Annotated in this window: 12 protein-coding genes; 7 read left to right on the forward strand and 5 right to left on the reverse strand. The window is 67.5% G+C overall.

Translation table 11 applies throughout. The features are described 5' to 3' along the window. Positions 1-176: 176 nt before the first annotated feature. The 4 genes from ACZ62B_RS34235 (at position 177) to ACZ62B_RS34250 (ending at position 4,914) form a co-directional block, all read left to right on the forward strand. Positions 177-1,520 (forward strand): TerD family protein, encoded by a 1,344-nt coding sequence (locus ACZ62B_RS34235; RefSeq protein ID WP_469693303.1) that lies wholly within the window; start codon positions 177-179, stop codon positions 1,518-1,520. A 759-nt stretch (positions 1,521-2,279) separates the two neighbouring features. Beyond that, positions 2,280-3,356 carry a helix-turn-helix domain-containing protein gene (locus ACZ62B_RS34240; protein ID WP_469693305.1) on the forward strand — a complete coding sequence of 359 codons (1,077 nt, stop codon included), beginning with the start codon at positions 2,280-2,282 and terminating at the stop codon, positions 3,354-3,356. A 27-nt stretch (positions 3,357-3,383) separates the two neighbouring features. Further along, positions 3,384-3,947, forward strand: coding sequence for a hypothetical protein (locus tag ACZ62B_RS34245; protein ID WP_469693307.1), 564 nt, complete (start codon positions 3,384-3,386; stop codon positions 3,945-3,947). A gap of 166 nt (positions 3,948-4,113) precedes the next feature. Beyond that, positions 4,114-4,914 carry an SAM-dependent methyltransferase gene (locus tag ACZ62B_RS34250; RefSeq protein WP_469693308.1) on the forward strand — a complete coding sequence of 267 codons (801 nt, stop codon included), beginning with the start codon at positions 4,114-4,116 and terminating at the stop codon, positions 4,912-4,914. 26 nt (positions 4,915-4,940) lie between these two features. Here ACZ62B_RS34250 and ACZ62B_RS34255 read toward each other — a convergent pair whose 3' ends face one another. Both ACZ62B_RS34255 and ACZ62B_RS34260 read right to left on the reverse strand, forming a co-directional pair. Then, positions 4,941-5,843, reverse strand: a complete 903-nt coding sequence (locus tag ACZ62B_RS34255) for a helix-turn-helix domain-containing protein (protein WP_469693310.1) — start codon at positions 5,841-5,843, stop codon at positions 4,941-4,943. 87 nt (positions 5,844-5,930) lie between these two features. Continuing rightward, positions 5,931-6,167: a DUF397 domain-containing protein gene (locus ACZ62B_RS34260; protein ID WP_469693312.1), complete on the reverse strand. Its 237-nt coding sequence runs from the start codon at positions 6,165-6,167 to the stop codon at positions 5,931-5,933. Between the two features lie 331 nt (positions 6,168-6,498). Between ACZ62B_RS34260 and ACZ62B_RS34265 the strand changes: the two genes are divergently transcribed. From ACZ62B_RS34265 to ACZ62B_RS34275, 3 genes are all read left to right on the forward strand, one after another. Then, positions 6,499-6,915: an ATP-binding protein gene (locus ACZ62B_RS34265; RefSeq protein ID WP_469693314.1), complete on the forward strand. Its 417-nt coding sequence runs from the start codon at positions 6,499-6,501 to the stop codon at positions 6,913-6,915. Between the two features lie 591 nt (positions 6,916-7,506). Then, positions 7,507-14,283, forward strand: coding sequence for an RHS repeat-associated core domain-containing protein (locus ACZ62B_RS34270; RefSeq protein ID WP_469693315.1), 6,777 nt, complete (start codon positions 7,507-7,509; stop codon positions 14,281-14,283). A 637-nt stretch (positions 14,284-14,920) separates the two neighbouring features. Next, a complete protein-coding gene (locus ACZ62B_RS34275) occupies positions 14,921-15,847 on the forward strand; it encodes a Dyp-type peroxidase (protein ID WP_469693316.1) in 927 nt (308 codons plus the stop codon). Positions 15,848-16,027: 180 nt separating this feature from the next. Here the strand turns inward: ACZ62B_RS34275 and ACZ62B_RS34280 are convergent, their stop codons facing one another. Genes ACZ62B_RS34280 through ACZ62B_RS34290 form a run of 3 tightly spaced genes read right to left on the reverse strand, consistent with a single transcriptional unit; the run spans position 16,028 to position 19,466 of the window. Continuing rightward, a complete protein-coding gene (locus tag ACZ62B_RS34280; RefSeq protein WP_469693317.1) occupies positions 16,028-16,750 on the reverse strand; it encodes a helix-turn-helix domain containing protein in 723 nt (240 codons plus the stop codon). Next, positions 16,750-18,837, reverse strand: a complete 2,088-nt coding sequence (locus ACZ62B_RS34285; protein ID WP_469693319.1) for a hypothetical protein — start codon at positions 18,835-18,837, stop codon at positions 16,750-16,752. The genes ACZ62B_RS34280 and ACZ62B_RS34285 overlap by 1 nt, the downstream gene beginning before the upstream one ends. A 26-nt stretch (positions 18,838-18,863) precedes the next feature. After that, positions 18,864-19,466, reverse strand: coding sequence for a DNA-binding protein (locus ACZ62B_RS34290; protein WP_469693321.1), 603 nt, complete (start codon positions 19,464-19,466; stop codon positions 18,864-18,866). Positions 19,467-19,758: the final 292 nt, after the last annotated feature.

The following is a 19,758-nucleotide window of genomic DNA, read 5'->3' on the forward strand; positions in this document are numbered from 1 at the left end:
CACGATCCACGGCCGCGACTGACGTTTCCCCACGACCCAACCAACGAGCAGACAGGCCGATGGTTATTTGATCAACAACTTCTGTTAGGACCTCTAAGTCGTGACCGGTCTGATCTGTGCCCAGGTGTGACACAGTGGCCGCACGAGGGCGGCGAGTTCGCACGGGAGTGGACGGCATGCTGGAGCTGAACAAGGGCGGGAACACCACTCTGAGCCCTGGGCCGGTGACAGTGACACTTTCCGTCGAGGGCGACACGGTCGACCTCAGCGCCCTTTTGGTCACCGCGGAAGGCAGGGTCAGGTCCGATGACGATCTTGTCTTCTACAACCAGCCCTCCGCCGAATCCGGGGCCGTGCGCCACCTGGCTGCCGACGCCGGCAGTCCCGAGCGGATCGAAGTGGACCCCGCCGCCCTGCCCGCAGAGGTAGACCGTGTCGTGCTGGTCGCCAGCTGCGACCCCGACGATGCGACGCGCACGTTCCGGGACGTCAAGAATGTACAGGTCAGCGCCATACAAGCCGATGGGAAAGTGGTCCTCTTCCGCCCGCCGGCCCTCACCGACGGCGAACGCGCAGTCCTGCTGACCGAGATCTACCGCCGCGGCCCGGCCTGGAAGCTGCGGGCCATTGGCCAAGGCTACGCTGACGGACTGGCCGGCCTCGCCACCGACTTCGGCATCGAGGTCGCCGAGGACGAGACGCCCGAGCCGCCGACGGAACATCCCACGCCCTCCGCCGCTCCAGCTCCTGCCCCAACTGCGACCTCGCCCACGCCCCCTGCGAACTTCTTCAAGCCGCCACTGGGGCGCATCAGTCTCGACAAGGGCAGCCAGGTCTCTCTCAGCCTGGACAAGGCCGACCGCGAACTGGTCGTCACGGCGGCACTGGAGTGGGACGGCGGAAACGAGCGGCGCCGTAGGCAGGGCGCCGATCTGGACTTGTACGCCCTGTTTGTTCCCGCCGGCAAGGCGCTGCGCGGCACCAAGGCACCTGGGACCCTGGTCAGATCCGGCCACGTACCCCAGGGCGAGCCGCTGCGGGCCGGCGGCACGGCGGCCTCCACCGCACCAGAGGCCGCGAACGCGAAGAAGGGCAAGAAGGCCGACGTCGTCTACTACCGGCGGCTGGGCTCACTCACCGGCCGTCCCTACATCCGTCTCGACGGCGACTCCCGCGTCCCCGGCCGTGAGGCCGTGCAGATCGTGCGCCCCGACCAGCAGGGCTATGTCCTGCTGTGCGCGTATTCAGCGCTCAGCAACGGTTTCGGATCCTTCCGCAGCTTCGGGGCCAAGGTCGTTGTCGACGACGGCTGCGGCTCGACCGTCACCGTCCCGCTCTACGAGAGCACCAGGACTCGTTACTGGGTGGCAATCGCGCTCGTCGACTTCACCACCGCCGACGGAGCGGCCATCCACCACGTCGAGGCGTACAGCGCTCGTATGACCGAGCGCCGACCGGTCCTGCACACGGACGGCACCATCGAAATGAACGCGGGGCCGGTGGAGTTCAAGCGCCGCTAGGCATACCTGGCTGCGGCCCGGGCGAGTGTGACCGTGGGCGTGGTCTTGTCTTCGCCGGGCCGGCTTTCTGTATTTATGTCGAAGGAAGACGGGCGTTATCACGTCCGGTCATTTCCGGTCAGAATTGGTCAGGAATGATGGCTACCCAGTAGTCACACAGCCCAGCCTCTGCAATTTGTCACCGCCACAAGATTCGAACTTTGCGCGATGAACCGTTTATATGGCGCGAGGCGTGATGGAAGCACTACCGTCCGTTGACGCGAGGAAACCCCGGGCAGGCTCGCTACCAACTCCGGGGTCCCTCATCGACGAGACCAAGAAAGGCAGGTAAGTGCTCAGTGCTTGACCCGTTTTCGGTTGCCGTTCTCATCCGGGCGGCAACTCGCGACGACGCTAGCATTCCGCGTCTTCCCCGGACTGAAACCCGTAGTGCCAGTGCCTGGGCTGTCACGGTGCAGGCGAGCGTGTTCCTGGCGGTCCTTGTACTGCCTGTGGTTCTGATCCGCGGCTGGTGGGCTGCGCCGGCTACCACCGCGTTGGTGGCAGGTCTGATGGTGGCGATGCGCCAGTCGCGTTGCCACTACCAGCGTGTTCGGCTGAGCTGAGCCGTTTTGGGGCGTGGCGGTGGGCCTGAGGGCGTGCCGCCGCGTGTTCAGGCGTCAGCCGCCACTGCGGCATTGGGAATAGCGAGTTCCTCTTCCGGGTGCGCAAGAGTCCGCGCACCCGGGAGAGAAACCGCCACAGCACGTGGGAGGAACGATGGCGGGCACCACTTCCCGCTATGACATCTGCCGTTACTGCCAGGAACGCTTCCCCCAAGCGGGCGGCCCTGGGCGGAAGAAGGAGTACTGCAGCGTCGACTGCCGGCGCAAAGCCCAGCGTGAACGGGACGGCCGCCTGGGACAGCAGCAGGCTCGCAGTGCGCTGCCGCTGGGTCGGCGGATCGCGGAGGATCTGCAGGCGTTGTCGGCGGCCTTGCTGGAGGCCGAGTACGACGGGCGTTCTTTGACGGAGCTGCTGCGCTGTGCGGGCGATGTGGCCCGTGAGGTGGAGTACTACATGACTGCAGCCGTGCAGGATGCCCGCAATACGGGGGCGAGTTGGGACCAGGTGGCCGAGGCCGCCCAAGTCAGTGCGACGACTGCCCGGACGCGGTGGTCGGAGGGTCGGGTCAAGGAGCGTCTGCAACGGCGTTCCACTCAGCGTGCTGCGGTGCGGCAGCCGGTTGCACCGCCGGTGGAAGGGCTGGACTCGGTGGGGGAACAGCCGCTGTCGCAGGCGGCTGAGCGGGCGTCGGCCAAGCTGGCCTCGGCGCTGTCGCATCTGCACCGGGCCAGTGACCTGACGATCAGAGAGGTGGCCGAGCACCTGTCGCTGTCGCCGTCTTATGTTTCGCGCATCCTTTCGGGCGAGCGCACACCGTCCTGGCCGACGACGTGCTCGCTGGTACAGCTCTGCGGTGGGGATCCGGCTGAGCTGAGCGTGTTGTTCGAAAGTGCCCATGGGCTGGTGCCGCCGGGACGGCATGCGATCCCTGATGCGGTGGCGCGTCTGCAGGCGGCGCTGCAAGGGCTGCATCTTGCTGCCGGGCGCCCGAAGTTGGGGGTGATCCGCAAGGCTTCGCGCGGAGCGCTGAGCAGCCAGGCGATCAGCGAGATCCTGGCGGGCGAGATGATCCCGGGCTGGGAGCAGACATCGGCGCTGGTGACCGCTCTGGGCGGCTGGCCTGCGGATGTGCGGCCGCTGTGGGAGGCCGTCCACTACACGTTCTTGCTCTGTCTGGATCCCGAGGAAGGGCCCCGGCAGCTTCCTGTTGCCTATCCCGAGTCCACATAAGGCCTCCTGTCCGGGAAATGAGGTGCCATGTCCGTGACGTTACGCCGCCGCAGTGGCCTGCCGGTGCGGGCGTTGTGTCCGCAGCAAGGACCGGAGGATCGTCCGCAGCCAGGGATCGAGGTGGTCCTGCCGCTGGAGTACACGGCGTTTTGCCTGCTGCACCAGGAGGGTTATCTGCGTTACGCGCGCGAGCGGGTGCGGGATGCCTGGATGAGCCGGCAGATCGTGGAGGTGGCTTTGGGTAATCTCGCCACGATCTGGCCGACGGTCATCAGCAGTCCCCGGCCGGCGGCAGTGGCCTGGCGGTTGCTGGACGCGTTGATTTCCTCCGCGCTGCGAGACCGCAGGGTCCAGGCCGCGCAGCCGGCGGATGCCGTGTACCAGCTGTTGCCGCCGGCTCAGGCGGATGCGGTGATCTTGTGCTGCAGGCTGCGCTTGAGTGAGGCACAGGCTGCCGACTTGATGGGCGTCGAGGCGCCGGCCGTCGCCTCTCAGTTGCGGATGGCGCAGCGGGCCCTGCCCGGTGAGTTGACTGCGGCGCCCGCTGGGGCCACGGGGGTGCGGTCACCGGCGGGCAGCGTGCGCCGGTGACAGAGGCCGGAGGGGCCTTGCTGTAGCGCACTTCGGGCCACTGGCGAGTGATTCTGGGCAGAACCTCCCCCTGCTGGGTACGGTCTTCCTACCATGGGCTGCCTGCGGCATGCAGCGTGCTGCAGGTGCCAGGACGGGGTGGGGTGCCGCATTGGAGCTCGGGCGGATGCCGCAGCGGGACGCCCTTGACGTCGCGTCGCCGAACAGAGCCCGGATGAGCAACTACCTGTTGGGCGGCAAAGATCATTACGGCGCCGACCGGGAGGCGTGCGAGCGGCTGCTGGAGGTTGTGCCCTCCGCGCGGACTGTGGCTGTGGCCGCGCACCAGTTCCTGCTGCGGGTCACCAGCCACCTGGCGCGGGAGCGCGGGGTACGTCAGTTCGTTGTCTTCGGTGTCGGGCTGCCTACCGCGGTGGGAGTGCACCAGGTTGCCCAGAGCATCGATGCGCGTGCACGTGTCGTCTATGCCGACGACGACCCGCTGGCCCTCGTGCATTGCCGCGCGTTGTGGGAAGACTGGCGGCGCACTGCGGTCCAGCGGGCCGGCCCGCTGGAGGCAGGGGATCTGCTGCTCGATCCCGAGGTGCGCAGAGTGATCGACATGAGGTTGCCGGTGGCGGTGACGTTCGTGTCCGCGTTGCACTCGGTTCCCGGGCCTGTCGCTGCTGCTGGGGTGCTGGAGGAAGTGGCCGGCCTGCTGCCCTCGGGGAGTTTTCTTGTGGCCAGCCACCTGGTCAGCGAGGAGGCGCAGGTACGCCGGCGCGCTGAGGCTGTCCTTCAGCAGGCGGTCGGCGGGCCGGGCGGACAGGTGTGGGCGCGCAGTGAGGTGGTGTCGTTGTTCGGTTCGCTGCGGCTGCTCATGCCGGGGCTGGTCGATGTCTCGCGGTGGCGGCCGGGCAGTGACCGTGTGGTTGCTGCCGGCAGTTCGGCGTGGTCCGAGTACGGTGCCGTGGCCGTGGTGGCCTGACGTATCAGGGCTGCGGGTGTTGCGGGTCAGCCGAGGGTGTATTCGAGGAGGTCGCGGCTGTCCTGCGGTGACAGGGCGGCGTGGGCCAGGTTGTCCAGAACACTGCGGTAGTGCTGGGTCTCCTCGGGCTTGTCGAGGTATTCGGCGTCGCGCAGCTGCTCGAGGTAGACGATGTCGGGAAGAGCGGGGAGATCGAATCGCAGGTGGGTTATCGGGAAGCCGCCCGCGATGCAGCCGGGGCGGTTGAACGGGGCGATCTGGATCGTGATGTGCTCGAGTTGCGACATCTTGATCAGGTGCTGGAGTTGTTCACGCATGACCTGCTCGCCGCCCATGGGCCGGCGTAGTACGGCTTCGTCCAGGACGGCCCACAGGCGGGGGGCGTCCTGGCGGGCGAGTACGTCCTGGCGGATGCTGCGCAGCTCCACTCGTTCGTCGACTTCCTCCTGTGACGCCAGCGGGTAGGCCTGGCGTACGACGGCCTCGGTGTAGGTGGCCGTCTGCAGCAGTCCGGGCACCAGTTGGACCTCGTAGGTACGGATGATGGAGGCGGCTTCCTGGAGGCCGATGAGCTTGCCGGCCCAGTCCGGCAGGACACCGTCGAAGCGGTGCCACCAGCCGGGCTGGCGGGAGATGCGCACCATCTCCTCGAAGTGGGCAAGCACTTGGGGGTCCTCGACGCCGTAGAAGCCGAGCAGGTCGGTCACGTCGTTGTGCTTGCAGGTGACCTGCGCGCGTTCCATCCGGGAGATCTTGGCCTCCGAGCCGCGGATGAACCGGCCGGCCGTCTCCGCGTGGATCCCTGCGTCCTTGCGGAGGGTGCGCAGGAGGTGCCCCAGGACCAGGCGCACGGCTATCGGGCTGCGCGCGGAGACGGCGAGGTAGTACTCGAGCGTGGGTACATCGACCGGACGGGCAAAGGCGGGCATGGGGTCTCCTGAAGGACAGACGACGAGCGTCAGTCTTGCAGGATGCCACCCGGCGGTGGGGGCCAATTAGCCTGTTCCTGGCTGGCGTTACGTGGCGATCAGGTCGAACTCGCCATCCTTCACCCCCGCGATGAAGGCGGCGATCTCGGCTTGCGTGTACACCAGCGCAGGGCCATGCGGGTCCCGGGAGTTGCGTACCGCCACGTCACCTCCGGCCAGCAGCGCCACTTCGACGCAGTTGCCGTCTGCGGTGCTGTGACGGCTCTTCAGCCATGTCACGCCGCGCAGTAAACCTGCTGAGACACCGTTGATGATCTGCGTCATGCCCACCCTCTTCCAAAATCTGTCCGACCTTTCCCGTTCCTGATCGGCGCTTCCTCCTTGCCGAAGACATGCTTTCCCCGGACTTCTCGTTTGGATGCAAGTCACCGATGCAATTGCATCTGGGGCGGGAAGGCGAGGATACTGACCATTCGGGGCAGGGTTCCGCGGCCCCTGAACTGGACGTCTTCCGGGGGGATGAACAGTGGCAGCACACGCGGCGACAGTAGTACGCCGGTCCTCAGCATTCGAAAACATGCTCCCATCCGCGGAACAAAGCACCGGTAGAGGCGCGGCGCCGACGTCACCCGTCCCACTGGATTGGGGACTTGCAGTGGGTATCAGCACCGCCGACTTCGCCGCCCGTGCGTTCACCTGCAACCCGGGAAGTCTGAAAAAAATCCGGCGTTTCATCCGCGAGACCATCAGCACCTGGGGTCTGACCGTCCTCGCCGACGACCTGACCACTGCGGTTAATGAGCTCACCACCAACGCCGTGCAGCACGCGCTTGTTGCACCGGAGGGGGCACGCGGCAGGGCCTGGCTGGGGATGGCCCGCACGGGCAACACAGTGGTGTGCGCCGTGGCCGATCCCAGTCCCACTCCCCCATCGCGTCATCACCCTGTCTGTTTGGCAGACGCAGGCCGGGGGCTGGCTGTCGTGGACGCTCTTGCCGACCAGTGGGGCTATGCCACAAGTGCCTCCGGCGGGAAGACCGTTTGGGTCCGCATCGCCGCTCCTAGCCGTTGACACGCCGCTCGTCGTAATTCCACGGCCGTCCGCCGCAAGTAGGGAGGACTCTGGCCCTTCTCTGCACTGGATTTGACGTGGCCGGAGCCGGCCGGGCGTGTCCTGGCACTCATCCGCAGACAGCAGACCCGCCGGCGCGACCACCGGATTCGAGTCATCCTCCCCCGTGTTCCCGTTTCGCCTGGCGTCTTCGGCGCCAGCTCAACCCATGCGTGACGAGGAACCGGTGTGCGCTTGCCGCAACCGGAAGCAGGTAGGTCTCGGCCAAGCGCTTTCACGCATGCCACGTACATGACTGAATGTGTCTATGGTGTGACCGCTCGTGCGTTGTGGGTGGGGTTCATGGGGCCGAAGGCGCCCTGTGAAGTGCTCTGGGGAGGGCGCGTGCGGTGGTCTCAGGGTGGACTTGTTCGTGCGGTCAGACATAGTCGGCATCGGCTGATAACGGTGGGCGCGCTCGTTCTCGCGCTGGCTGCGGGGGCCGTGTCGGCCGAGGCAGTACCACCAGAGCCTCAGCCTTCCAAATCCACCACTTCTGCGAACGTAACCCCCTCTCAAGGCACGGCCGAGTCCAAGCCCACACAAGCGGACGTGAGCGATGCTGCTGAGCCCACCACGGGCAACGCCGTCTATGCCTACGACGCGGCAGGCCGCCTGGTCGGCGTGACCGATCCCAGCGGCGAGACCGCCCGGTACCGCTACGACAAGGCCGGTAACCGGCTCGGCATCGACCGGTATGCCTCCAGCACCCTGTCGGTGCTGTCGGTCGTGCCCGTGCGTGCCGCACCGGGCGCGAAGATCACCCTGTCCGGTACGGGCTTCTCCCCCACCGCCTCGAGCAACACTGTCACTGTCGGCGGCAAGGCGGCCGCCATCGACTCCGCCTCGGCCACCCGCCTTGCCGTCACCGTTCCTGCGGACGCGGCCAGCGGGAAGATCGCCGTCACCATGGGCGGCACCACCGCCCAGTCTTCGGAGTCGTTCACCGTAGCTTCGCCTGGGCCCGTCATCACTGCGGTGGAGCCGTCCTCGGGTGCGCCCGGTACCGATGTCACTCTGTCCGGGAGCGGGTTCGCGCAGACAGCGACCGACAATGTGGTGCGCTTCAACGGCCTGGTGGCCGAGGTGAAGGAGCGTACCGCCACGTCGCTGACCGTCGTGGTACCGCCGCATGCCCGTACCGGGCGGGTGGAACTGGACACCCCGGACGGCTCGATCACCGCGCCGGGCGACTTCACCGTTGCCGAGGCCGGCGAGGAAGCTCTGTACGACACGACGATGCGCGCCTCGATCGGCGATCCTGACCCCTCGCAGGTGGCGGTCGTGACCGCGGAGCACAAGGCGCGGATTCTTTTCGATGCCGAGCGGGGCGATACGGTCGGCTTCGGTCTGCAGGGTGCGTCGTTCACGTCGTCGGCGGGCATCAGCGTCATCTCGCCGCAGGGGACGACCGTGGCGTCCAGCAGCTTCTCGGGGGTGTCGGCGGACTGGGAGGTCCCGGGTCTGCCGGAGTCGGGGACCTATCAGCTGGTGATCGATCCGCGCGCCGACGACACCGGCTCGGTGGCCGTGATGCTGTCCACGCCCGCGGGCGGGTCGTTGGCCTTCGACGGGCCGACGGTGACAACTGCACTGTCGCGGATGGGGCAGGACGGCAGCTGGACCTTCACTGCGGCCAAGGGTGAGTCGCTGAGTGTGGGCGTGGACGCCACGGCGGTGGGCGGCTACCTGCGCTGCTACGTGTACCGGCCGGACGGCACGCAAGGGGATTACCTGCCCGTCCCGGATGGGGACAGCAACTCGCTGGACATCGACTCCCTGCCGCAGTCCGGCCAGTACACGCTGCGGTGTGATCCCGACTCCGGCGGCACCGGCACGGTGAAGGTCACCGTCTCCCACTACGCTGCGGGCGGCACACTCGACGCGACCGCTGGGGCGGCGTCGGTGGATATCGCCCGGCCGGGGCAGGACGGCGTGGCGACCTTCACCGCCCAGCCCGGGGACTTCGTCAGCCTGGCCGCGGCCGGCACCACGATTTCGCCGTATGCGGTCATCACGGTCACCGGGCCGGACGGCGGCTACGTCACCAGCCTCACCTCGGCACCTGGCCGCGACGCCGACTGGGACAGCGCCGCCCTGACGGCGGCGGGCACCTACACGGTGCGGGTGGCGGCCAGGAGGCTGGAGACCGGCACGGTGTCCCTGACTCTGTCCAGACCGGCCGATGTGGGTGGGCTGGCCCGAGGCGGGGCTGCGGTGAAGGCGACGGTGGCCCGACCGGGGCAGAACATTCACGCCTCGTTCTCCGCGCAGGCGGGCGACGATCTGTCGCTGGAGGTCGGGGCTAACACGTTCACCAACAGTCTGTGGGCCGATGTTCTGGCCCCCTCGGGGACTGCGGTGGTCAGCTTCCGTCTGATCTCGGCCGGCGCCTCCGGGACCATTGCGCTGACCGACCTGGCGGAGAGCGGCACCTATCGGGTGCGGCTCAATCCGCTCAACGCGGCCACCGGCTCCCTCACCCTCAGCTTGAAAACGGCGGCGGCCACGGCCGCGTCCGATCGGATGTTCACCACCGAGATACCGCGTGTGCCGGTGGGCACCGCCTGCCGGCTGGAGCGTCTGGCACGAGGCGTCTTCTCTTTGCCGGACTGGCTGGTGGTCCGTGCCGACAAGTGCGACGCGCTGAAGGCACAGGCCACGGACAAGGCGGCCAAGGCCAAGAAGGCAGCCGGTGTGGTGCCCAAGGGGCCGGATGCCTGGCAGCCTTCGGCCGCCAACCTCAAGGGCCGCGACTGGATCACCGGCCGGGGTGCGGCACCGAAGGCGCCTGCCAGGCTGCGTGCCCCGCCCGGTGAGACGGTCCTGACCGGGCATGTGCTGAAGCTGGACGGCAAGCCGCTGGCCAAAGTCACCGTCCGTGTCGGCGCGAAGCGGGCACAAACCGATAGCCGGGGACGTTTCCTGCTGGCCGGCATCAGCCCGCAGGCCACCACCTTGATCGTGGACGGCGCGAGCGCCAACACCGCAAAGCGCAGCTACGGCCGCTATGACATCCGGATCCGCCCGGTGGCGGGCCGGAGCACCGATCTGGGCTTCCCCGTCTGGATGAGCCCGCTGGACACCAAGCACACCGTCAGCTTCGACGCGCCGGCCAAGGCGGACGTCACCTTGACCACTCCGCAGATCCCGGGGCTGGAGGTGCGCATCCCCAAGGGCTCGGTGGTGCGCGACGAACACGGCAAGCCGGTCACGGAGCTGGGCATCACCGCCATTCCCGTCGACCGTCCGCCCTTCCCGCTGCCCAAGAACAGCGCCGTGCCGATCTACTTCACCGTCCAGCCGGGCGGCACGTACCTGTTCCCCGAGGGCGCGCAGATCGTCTACCCGAACTACACCGACGAGGCCCCCGGTACCCGCGTCGACTTCCTGGCCTATGACCCGGAGCGCAAGGGCTGGCACACCTACGGTCACGGCACCGTCACCCGGGACGGCAAGCAGGTCGTGCCCGACCGCAAGACCCGGGTGTGGGCCTTCCACGGTGCCATGCTCAGCGTCTCCGACGTGATCCCGTTCGACATCTCGGCCATCGCGGACCTGTTCGACTGGTTCTCCGGCGACCCGGTCGATCTGCAGACCGGTCTGCTCACCGACGCCCGCACCGACCTGGGCGTGGCCGACCCGCTCGGTCCGGCGGAGGTCACCCGTACCTACTGGCAGGGGGACAGCCGCTCCCGCGCCTTCGGGCTCGGACGTGATCTGTCCTACAACATGTACCTGCACTCCAAACGCCTGTACTCCGAGGTGGACTTGTATCTCCCGGGCGGAAAGAAGGTCCACTTCGTGCGGACCTCGCCCGGCACCGGCTACGGGGATGCGGTCTTCGAGCCGGAAGGCACTCCCACGGCTCTGAACGGAGCCAAGATCACGCAGGAGTCGGGAGGCTGGCACCTGCGGCTGCGGGACGGCACCGACTACGTCTTCCCCTGGTACGGCCCGCTGACAGAGATCCGTGATCGCCACGGCAACGCGGTGCGCCTGACCCGATCCAACGGCTCCAAGGGCGACATCACCTCCGTCACCACCCCCGGCGGGCGCTGGATCTCCTTCACCTACGACAGCGCACACCGCATCACCCAGGCCCGGGACAACACCGGCCGCACCACCTCCTACACCTACGACGAGACCGGGCGCCTGAAGACGGTCACCGACCCCGCGGGCAAGGTCAGTTCGTACACGTACGACGGCACCTCCAACCGCATCGCCACCGCCGAGGACGCCCGCGGCATCGTCTACATGACGAACACCTTCGAAGGCGGCCGGGTCAAGAAGCAGACGCTGGCCGAAGGCCAGGAGTATTCCTTCGCCTACACCCAGACCGGCACCGGCCAGATCACCTCCACCGAGGTGACCCAGCCCGGCGGCTCGATACGCAAGGTGGAGTTCGACAGCAGCGGCTTCGGCGTCACCGACACCGAGGCCTACGGGACCTCCCTGGCCCGCAAAACCGTCTACGAGCGCGGCCCCAGCCATCGCATCACCGCCGTCGTCGACCCCTACGGACGCCGCACCGAGCTGTCCTACGACACGAACGGGCACATCACCTCGGCAAAGGAGCTGGCTGGCACCGCCGATGCCCGCACCAGTGGCACCACCATCTTCGACGGCCCTTACGACCAGCCCACCACGTCCGCCGACCCTCTGGGCAACGCCACCACCTTCGGCTATGACGCCGCCGGCGACCTGAAGACGGCCACCGACCCCGAAGGCCGCACCACCTCCTTCACCTTCACCGCGGACGGCCAGGTCAAGACGGTCACCGACAACGCGAACGCCACCACCGAGTACACCTACCGGCACGGCGACCTGACCCAGGTCAAGGACGCGGAGGGCCGCACCACCCGGCAGTTCACCGACGCGGCCGGCCGGCCCAACAGCATGACCGACGAGGCCGGCTCCCAGACCACCATCGCCTACGACGAGCTCAACCAGGTTCGGGAGGTCACGGACCCGCTGGGCCACACCACCGCTTTCGGCTATGACGCCAACGGCAACCTCACCACCCTGACCGATGCCCGCGGCAACACCACCACCTGGGCCTACGACAACGCCGACCGCCCTAAGTCCGCCACCGACCCGCTCGGCGCGCAGGCCCTGTTCGAGTACGACGCGGCCGGATTCCTGAAGACGGCCACCAGCCGTTCCGGCAAGGCCGCAACCGCCGAGTACGACCTGCTCGGACGGCCCAAGACCACCAAGTACGGCGTCAATCCTCTGGGGCAGGCCGAGTCCACCGTCACCTACGACTACGACTCCCGTGATCTGCTCAAGCAGATCACGGACAGCCAGGCGGGCACCCAGTCCTTCACCTACGACGCCTACGACCGCCCGGCCACCAGCACCGGCACCACCGGCACGGTCAGCTACGACTACGACGCCGCCGACCGCCGCACCCTGATGACGGCGGCCGGAATCAGCACCACCTACGTCTACGACAAGTCCAGCATCCTGACCTCCGTCAAGACCGGCACCCAGGACGTCGTCTTCGGCCTGGACGCCGCAGGCCGGGAGAAGACCGCCTCTCTGCCCGGCGGTATCGTCCGCACAACCGGCTACGACACCACCGGCGTCATCAAGTCCATCGCCTACGCCCAAGGCACCAAGGCCATCGGTGACCTGACCTATACACGGGATGTGCGCGCCCTGCAGACGGGGCTGGCCGGCTCCCTGGCGAAGGTGGCGCTGCCCGCTTCGGAGGCGGGCACGGAGTTCGGTAAGGACAACCGGATCTCCAGCTACAACGGCCGCACGTTCACCTACGACACCGACGGCCAGCTCAAGAACGACGGCCTCCGCACCTACACCTGGAACGCCCGCGGCGAACTCACCAACCTGGCCAAGGCAGGAACAGTCTCCTCCTTCGCCTACGACCCGCTCGGCGGCAGGGCGTCGAAGACCATCGGCGGCGCTACCAGCCGGTACCTCACCGACGGCAGTAACCCGCTGGTCGAGCAGGACAGTTCCGGGACGACGCAGGCGACGGTGGCCGCCTCGGGCCTGGACGAGTTCCTCACGCGCACCGAAGCCGGCAAGACACAGATCTACCTCACTGACGCCCTCGGCACCGTGGTCGGCCTGGCCAACACGGACGGCACGGTCGCCACGAGCTACGCCTACGACCCGAACGGCTCCCCCACTGCCTCCGGCACCGCGTCGTCCAACCCCTACACCTTCACCGGCCGGGAAGACGACGGCACCGGACTGCTCTACTACCGCAACCGCTACTACGACCCCCAGACCGGCCGCTTCATCTCCCAAGACCCCATCGGCCATGCCGGCGGCACCAACCTCTACCAGTACGCCCTGTCCTCCCCCACCACCTACACCGACCCCACCGGCAACAACCCCATGATCGCCGGATGCGTCGTCGGCGGCCTCTTCGACGGCGGCATGGACTGGCTCGCCCAGCGCCTGTCCGGCCGCAAAGTCAACTGGGGACAGGTCGGAACCGCTACCGCCACCGGCTGCCTTGGCGGCATGCTCGGCGCAGGACTCGCCGCTAAAACAGGTGCTCGAGCCAGTTGCGCAGTCCGCAACAGCTTCACCGGCGACACTCCTGTCCTGATGGCTGACGGCACCCGTAAGCCCATCAGGGACGTCAAGGTCGGCGACGCTGTCATCGCCACTGACCCCACCACCGGCAAAACCGGGTCACGTAAGGTCACTGCCCTCATCAACGGATACGGCGGCAAACAGCTCGTCGACATCACCGTTGACGCCGACGGACCCGTCGGCGGGGAAAGCAGCACCCTCACCGCCACCGACGGCCACCCCTTCTGGGTCCCGGACCTCCGGCAGTGGATAGACGCCGGTGACCTAAGGACAGGGCAATGGCTGCAGACCAGCGCCGGCACCTGGGTCCAGGTCACTTCCATACGCCACCGCACGCAGTCCATGGCGGTCTACAACCTCACCGTCAACGAGCTGCATACGTACTATGCGCTGGCCGACAATACGGCGCTCCTTGTTCATAACTGCGGACAGGCCAAGCCGGGCTTTTTCGCTAGGATTTTCGGGAAAAAGCCGAACGCTACGGTAGCCGACCTCAAGGGAGTCAATCTTCCCGATATAGGAGGAACGTCGGACAGCCCTGCGAAAGCTCGCGCACTCTCCATGCTGTCCTCTTCGAAGCTTTTGAACTCCACACTCAAACCCAAGGACGGGGGGTATTTGACCATTGGCAGGAACCGAGACATGCTGAATGGAAATCACCGAGCGGCTGAGCTGATTCGGCGCGCAGAGTATCACGAGCGCACTGGGCTGGGTGGGATCTCGTGGGATACGCCGATCTATATTCGGGGGCGCTGAATGAAGAGATGCACGGCACGTAAGGTACTCAGCGAGCTGTTGACGCAAGGAATTCTGGAGATTCGCTTGATGGCTCGCCCCGGAGCTGACATCACAACTGATGACCCTGGGGAGGTAGATCATCTGAGCGAGATCTATATAATCGCGGATATCTGCCACGGGTTTGCGAGCGCTCTGGGTGGCAGCGCGTTTACCCGTGAGCGCCGTTCGCGTCATGCTCTTTCCTGGCGTTGGGGGGTGCTCGACGAGCGCGGGAGACATTGGATCAGATCGAGACTGAAAGACCTTGGGCCTGATTATCTCCGAGTGTTGGATTCTTGCGTCGAAGACGAGCCTCTTGGGCGTGTGACTGAATGATGGGTTCCTTTCGCCGACCGGATTTCGAAATCAATCCGTTCGGCACATCGGCAGAAGTCGGTTACTGCCTTCCTCCAGCAGGCCCTCCGATGGCGATGAGGGACAAGATGCACGGAAGCCTGGGACGTTGACAAGGAATTGGAGCAGGCGGGTAGTCCTGCGCGCATCTGCCGTAGCAGGCCTGGGAATAGGTGGGCTGGCGGCTGTGGGCGCCGCTGCTCTGCGCGGCCAGTCAGCGGATGCGGCTGCGGCGCCGGCCCATCTGCGAGGAGCGGCACCTTTGCCGTATGCCCAACTCATCTCTCTTGATCTGTCTGTGGGCGCGGAAGAGCGCCACAGCGCGTTGCGCGCCGCATACGATGCTGTCGCATCGATCGACAGTGGCGGGACCGCTGCTTGGCTGGCGCTGGGTGAAAGCGTGCTTCCCAAAAGTGCCGACAAGCTGCGGCAGATCAAGCACATGCCGTCCTATTCCGGCGATGTGCTGGATCCGGAACAGTCGCATGGTGACCTTCTGCTTCAGGTCACCAGCGCTTCGAGTCGAGCCGCGGACGAAGCGGCCCAGCAGGCGTTACACGCACTGCCTCAGTGGAGAGTCCGTTGGCGTATGACGGGGGTCCGCCCCGAAAACCGTACGGAGGATGGGAGAGGCCTGGCACGCAACCCGTTCCACTTCACCGAAGGTTATGGAAACCCCGCCACCGAGGCCGAAGTCACCGACCATGCGACCGTCAAACCCGATCAGGGCGAGCCGCCCTGGGCAGTGGGCGGCAGCTATCAGGTGATACGGATCATCCGGCTCGCCACCGGCTTCTGGGACCGCGACACCGTCCACGAGCAGGAGCGCATCATCGGCCGTCGCCGGGACGGACGGTGGCTGGACGGCACCCCCAGCGATGAACGACCCGTCTTTGCCGCTGACCCCCAGGGCAAGATCACCCCGCTGGATGCCCACGTCCGCAGAGCAGCACCAGATCGGCGTAATCCTCCACCAATGGTCCGGCGCAGCTACAACTACCAGCGCAACCGTGACGACCAGGGCTTGATCTTCTGCTGTTTTCAACGGGACTTGGAGAAGGGATTCGAGGCAGTTCAGCGCAGGCTGCAGGGCGAGGCGATGGCTAAGTACGCCCTCACTGTGGGAGGGGGCTACTTCTTCGTCCCGCCGCCCGGTGACGCCTGGGTTCACGCGCTGGCAGAGCTCTGAAGCCCTGGCTATGCATAGCTGCTCATTCCAGTGAGCAGCGTCAGGTCATGCGCGCGTGGCTCTCACGGCTGGGCGCACATTTGTCGGCCGGCGTGTCTGTTTGCCCGCCGAGAGATCTTTCCACGAGTCGGCGTGTCTGAATTCACCTTGCCTCAAAGGGAGTTGGCTGGCGCTGAGCGGTCAGCGCGGGCGCCAGGTACGTACTTCGAGGTGGAGGATCTGAGCGTCCGGGCGGATACGCCCGGTCTCCATCAGCCACTGGTGCACGGCCGTGGTGACGTCGCCGCCGGCGGCGTCCACGCGGCGGGCGAAGTCGGCGGCGTCGAATCCGCCGGTCTGGGCGGAGCCGTAGGAGCGTTCCTCGGTGTGGTCGGTGCGCTGGATGACGTCGCGGCGGATACCGGGTGAGTCGGTGCGGCTGCCGGAGGGGTGCAGGTAGCTGGTCTTGGCGAGGCGGACGGTGAAGGCCAGGCGCAGACCTCGGCGGGCGGCCTCGGCGATGAGAGGGCGCAGGCGGGCGGAGCCGGAGGCGATGGCCTGGGCGCCGACGCGGCCGGTGCCGGAGCCGGTGGGGGTGATGAGGAGGGCTTTGGTGCGCACGCGGGCGCGGGCGCCGGAGGCGGTGGTGCGGCGGTGGGTGTGCCGGGCGGCGATGGCGGTGAGTTCGGGCAGGTCGGTGATGCCGCCGGTTTCGACGGCCGCGAGGACTTCGCGCAGGGCGGTGACGAAGGCGGCGCCTTTGTTGCGGGTGTAGAACTGCGAGACGAGGGAGGGATCGCGGTTGATGATGCGGGCGATGTCGCGTTTGGTGTAGCCGGATTGCTGGAGTCGGTCGGCCAGGCGGGCGGCCTCGTTCAACTGGGCTTGGGGGCGTGGAGCGTTACGGCGGGACCGGGGCGGCATCAGGTCTCCTGGTCGCTGGTGAGGGCGGTGCGTCCGGCATCCCGCAGGGTGAGGAGTTCCTCTTCGGTGGTGGGTGCGGGCAGGGGGCCGGTGAGTTGGCCCTTGAGGAGGTAGTCGCCGGGCTGGTGGTGGTGGGGCCAGTTCTGGGGCTGGGTGAGGTAGAGGGCGTCGGTACGGAAGGCGATGACGCTGCCGGGCGGGGTGTGGAGGGCGCCGGCGTAGGTGTCGTCGTCGCGGTGGCGCTGGGTGAGCAGGGCGGCGCGGGCGCCGGACCAGATGGCGGCGGCCCATTCGGGGTGGGCGTTGGGGTCGCGGGCGAAGCCCGTGGGCTTTTGCCAGGTGATCGACTCGTCGTCGAAGCCGATGATCTCGGCGTCCGTGGGGACGTCGCGTTCCATGGTGCGGGGTGTGGTGCCGGTGACCATGCGGGGGCGTTGGGCGAAGGAGCCGATGCCGTAGAGCAGGATGGAGCGCACTGCGCGGGAGGCGAGGTGGGCGGCACGGCCCTGCTGCGGGTCGCCGTGGAAGTGGGCTTGGGCGGAGAGGTTGGTCCAGGTGTCTTTGAGTTTCTTGGCCCAGTCGTCGAGGGGTTTGCCGTCGTCCCACAGGATGCCGTCGAGGATTTCGATCTTCCACGGCTGCAGGGGGTTGGTCAGGGCGGCGTGGAGTTCGGGGCCGCCGGCCCAGGTGGTGAAGGTGGTGCCGGGGGTGGCGGGGTAGTGCCAGGCGCGGTCACCGGGGGCGGGGGCGGGCAGGAGGCCGACGTGGTTCCAGGCGTCGGGGACGGTCACACGTACGTGCCAGTGGCCGCATCCGTACAGGGCGCGGATCTGTTCCTTCTCGCTCCAGGCGGCGAAGGTGTGGGCGGTGATGCGGCGGGGGGTGCCGACCGGGGACTTCCAGGTGTGCTTGGCGTAGGCGAAGGTGCGGTCGTACTCGATCAGCTGGGGCAGCTGATCGGGGACGCGGGGCGGGGTGATGAGTTCGTTGCGGCCCTGGCCCGCGGTAGCGTGGAGCAGGCCGCGCAGTTCTTCGGACAGGACGGGGTAGCCGTCGGAGTACTGGCCGCGGGTGGGGATGGTGCGGGTCCACAGGTCGCGGCCGGTCTGGGACGGGGAGCCCATGATGACCGCGTCACTCCAGTGGCGGCGCAGGGTCTGCCACAGCAGCACGAAGGCGTCCCGGATGGTGGCGGGGTCGTCCCTATCGGTGTCGAACCACTCCCCCACCGAGCGGATCTCCACGTGGCTGTCGCCGCTTGTGTGCTGGTAACGGCCGACGGGGTTGCGGGCGTGGACGAAGTGCCCGGCCATCCGGTCGCGGCCGCGGCCGGTGTCGGTGCGCCAGCCCGGTGCGGGGGCGTTCAGCCAGGCGGCGACCGCGTCGCGCAGGTAGGGGTAGCGGTCGGCGTCGCGGTGCCAGGGGTCACCGGCGGTGATGTAGATCCGCTCCACTCCCTCGGGGACGGTGTGGGAGACGGCGGTGAGGATGTCGGCGGCCGACCTGCTGCCGAGGTCGAGGCGGTGGGTCTGGTTGCGGTGGACCAGGACGCCGGTGTCGGTGTCGAGGAAGACAGTGGAGCGGGCCTGCTGGGTGAAGTTCGGGCGGGTAGAGGCCAGACCGGGCGTGTGGGCGAACCAGGCATCACCCGCCTCTCCTTCGGGGATGGAGGGCAGAGTTCGCGGCGTATCCTGTGCGGCCGTCATGGCCGGGGTATCGGCTGGGACAGCCTGCGGCTGCGCGGTGCGCATGGCAGGCGCCACTGCTGCGGGCTGCGCGGCCGGTTCCGGTTCGGTGTCCTTGGAGGGCGTGTGTGTGGTGGGAGCCGGTGACTGCGCCAGGGCCTCGGTGCTTTCTTCGGTGAGGCTGTCGGGGGCCAAGGGCGGAGCGAGAGCGACGATGTCGGCCACGCTCAGCCCGGCTGCCGGGGCGATCCGCTCCGCCTTCGCCTTCTCGTAGGAGGCCAGTTGGACGATCCGCTTGTCCCGGTCGCCTTCCAGCTTCGCCAGCGCTGCCCGGGCCTTTTTGATCTGGTCCCGCACGGTGCGCAGGTCGGCGAGCGCGGTGGTGTAGCTCTGTGCGTCCATCGGAGGATTCCTTGTCCGGGCCAGGGTCAGGCGGCGGCGTGGGTGGGGACGTAGGCGATCGCCCCGCCGGAGTGGGAGGCGAGCCGGGTACCGAGGAACAGTTCGGCAAGCCTTTGGTCGTCGTCCACGCGAGAGGTGATGGCGGTCGTCGGGGTAGCCAGATCGGTGACGTAGCCGGCCAGGCGCGCGTCGGGGAATGCGTGACGGCCCTCGCCGTTCCGCTCCCAGCGCTCCAGACCGGTCAGAATGGCCACCACATAGCCGGACAGGGTCACCGGGAGCACTCCCCCGGCCGCAATGCTGGCTGGGTCGCAACGCCACCAGCCACGTAGCGCCTTCAGGAGGTCCTCGGGTGTGAGGGAGGCGGAAAAGCCGAGCCAGTTCCGGTCGGGCTCGTCGACCGGTTGCGCAGTGTCGACTCTCAGAACAGCGATCTCGTTGACGCTCAGCCGGTCCAGGGCTGCGTGCTTACGTGTGCTGAGCGCCTGCACGACGGGAAGCGGGATCATGACCCGCACGCCACGCCGGGACAGGCCCGACAGGAGTTCGGCGCGGATCAGGCGACGGAAGGTGGTGATGGCGCAGCCTAGCTCGGCGGCTGCCTGCCCCGTGGTCAGCAGCACGGCCATGCCGGTCTCCTTGGTTGTGCCTGTCGGTGCAAGGCGACGCTATCGGCGCACCTCCCTCCCGTGCAACCTCGATCAAATATCTGATCGGGCTTGTTCGTGAGGTCGCAGTGTGTTGAGACGAGCCTGGTCTGCGGCGGGGCCGACCGCTCCGATCTTGACCAGGCGGGTTTCGATGGGTCTGTTCGCTGCGGCCGAACTCTTTGCTCAGGTCGGGGTCAGTACGCCTTCGGCGCAGCGCCCGGCCAACTGCGGGACTCGTCGGCCACCGCCTCACGGGAATCACCCATGCCGC

Source organism: Streptomyces sp. NPDC053426, assembly GCF_055585405.1.

Coding starts and splice junctions, on each gene's coding strand:
- ACZ62B_RS34235 (WP_469693303.1), top strand. CDS start 177: ATGCTGGAGCTGAACAAGGGCGGGAACACCACTCTGAGCCCTGGGCCG.
- ACZ62B_RS34240 (WP_469693305.1), top strand. CDS start 2,280: ATGGCGGGCACCACTTCCCGCTATGACATCTGCCGTTACTGCCAGGAA.
- ACZ62B_RS34245 (WP_469693307.1), top strand. CDS start 3,384: ATGTCCGTGACGTTACGCCGCCGCAGTGGCCTGCCGGTGCGGGCGTTG.
- ACZ62B_RS34250 (WP_469693308.1), top strand. CDS start 4,114: ATGCCGCAGCGGGACGCCCTTGACGTCGCGTCGCCGAACAGAGCCCGG.
- ACZ62B_RS34255 (WP_469693310.1), bottom strand. CDS start 5,843: ATGCCCGCCTTTGCCCGTCCGGTCGATGTACCCACGCTCGAGTACTAC.
- ACZ62B_RS34260 (WP_469693312.1), bottom strand. CDS start 6,167: ATGACGCAGATCATCAACGGTGTCTCAGCAGGTTTACTGCGCGGCGTG.
- ACZ62B_RS34280 (WP_469693317.1), bottom strand. CDS start 16,750: ATGCCGCCCCGGTCCCGCCGTAACGCTCCACGCCCCCAAGCCCAGTTG.
- ACZ62B_RS34285 (WP_469693319.1), bottom strand. CDS start 18,837: ATGGACGCACAGAGCTACACCACCGCGCTCGCCGACCTGCGCACCGTG.
- ACZ62B_RS34290 (WP_469693321.1), bottom strand. CDS start 19,466: ATGGCCGTGCTGCTGACCACGGGGCAGGCAGCCGCCGAGCTAGGCTGC.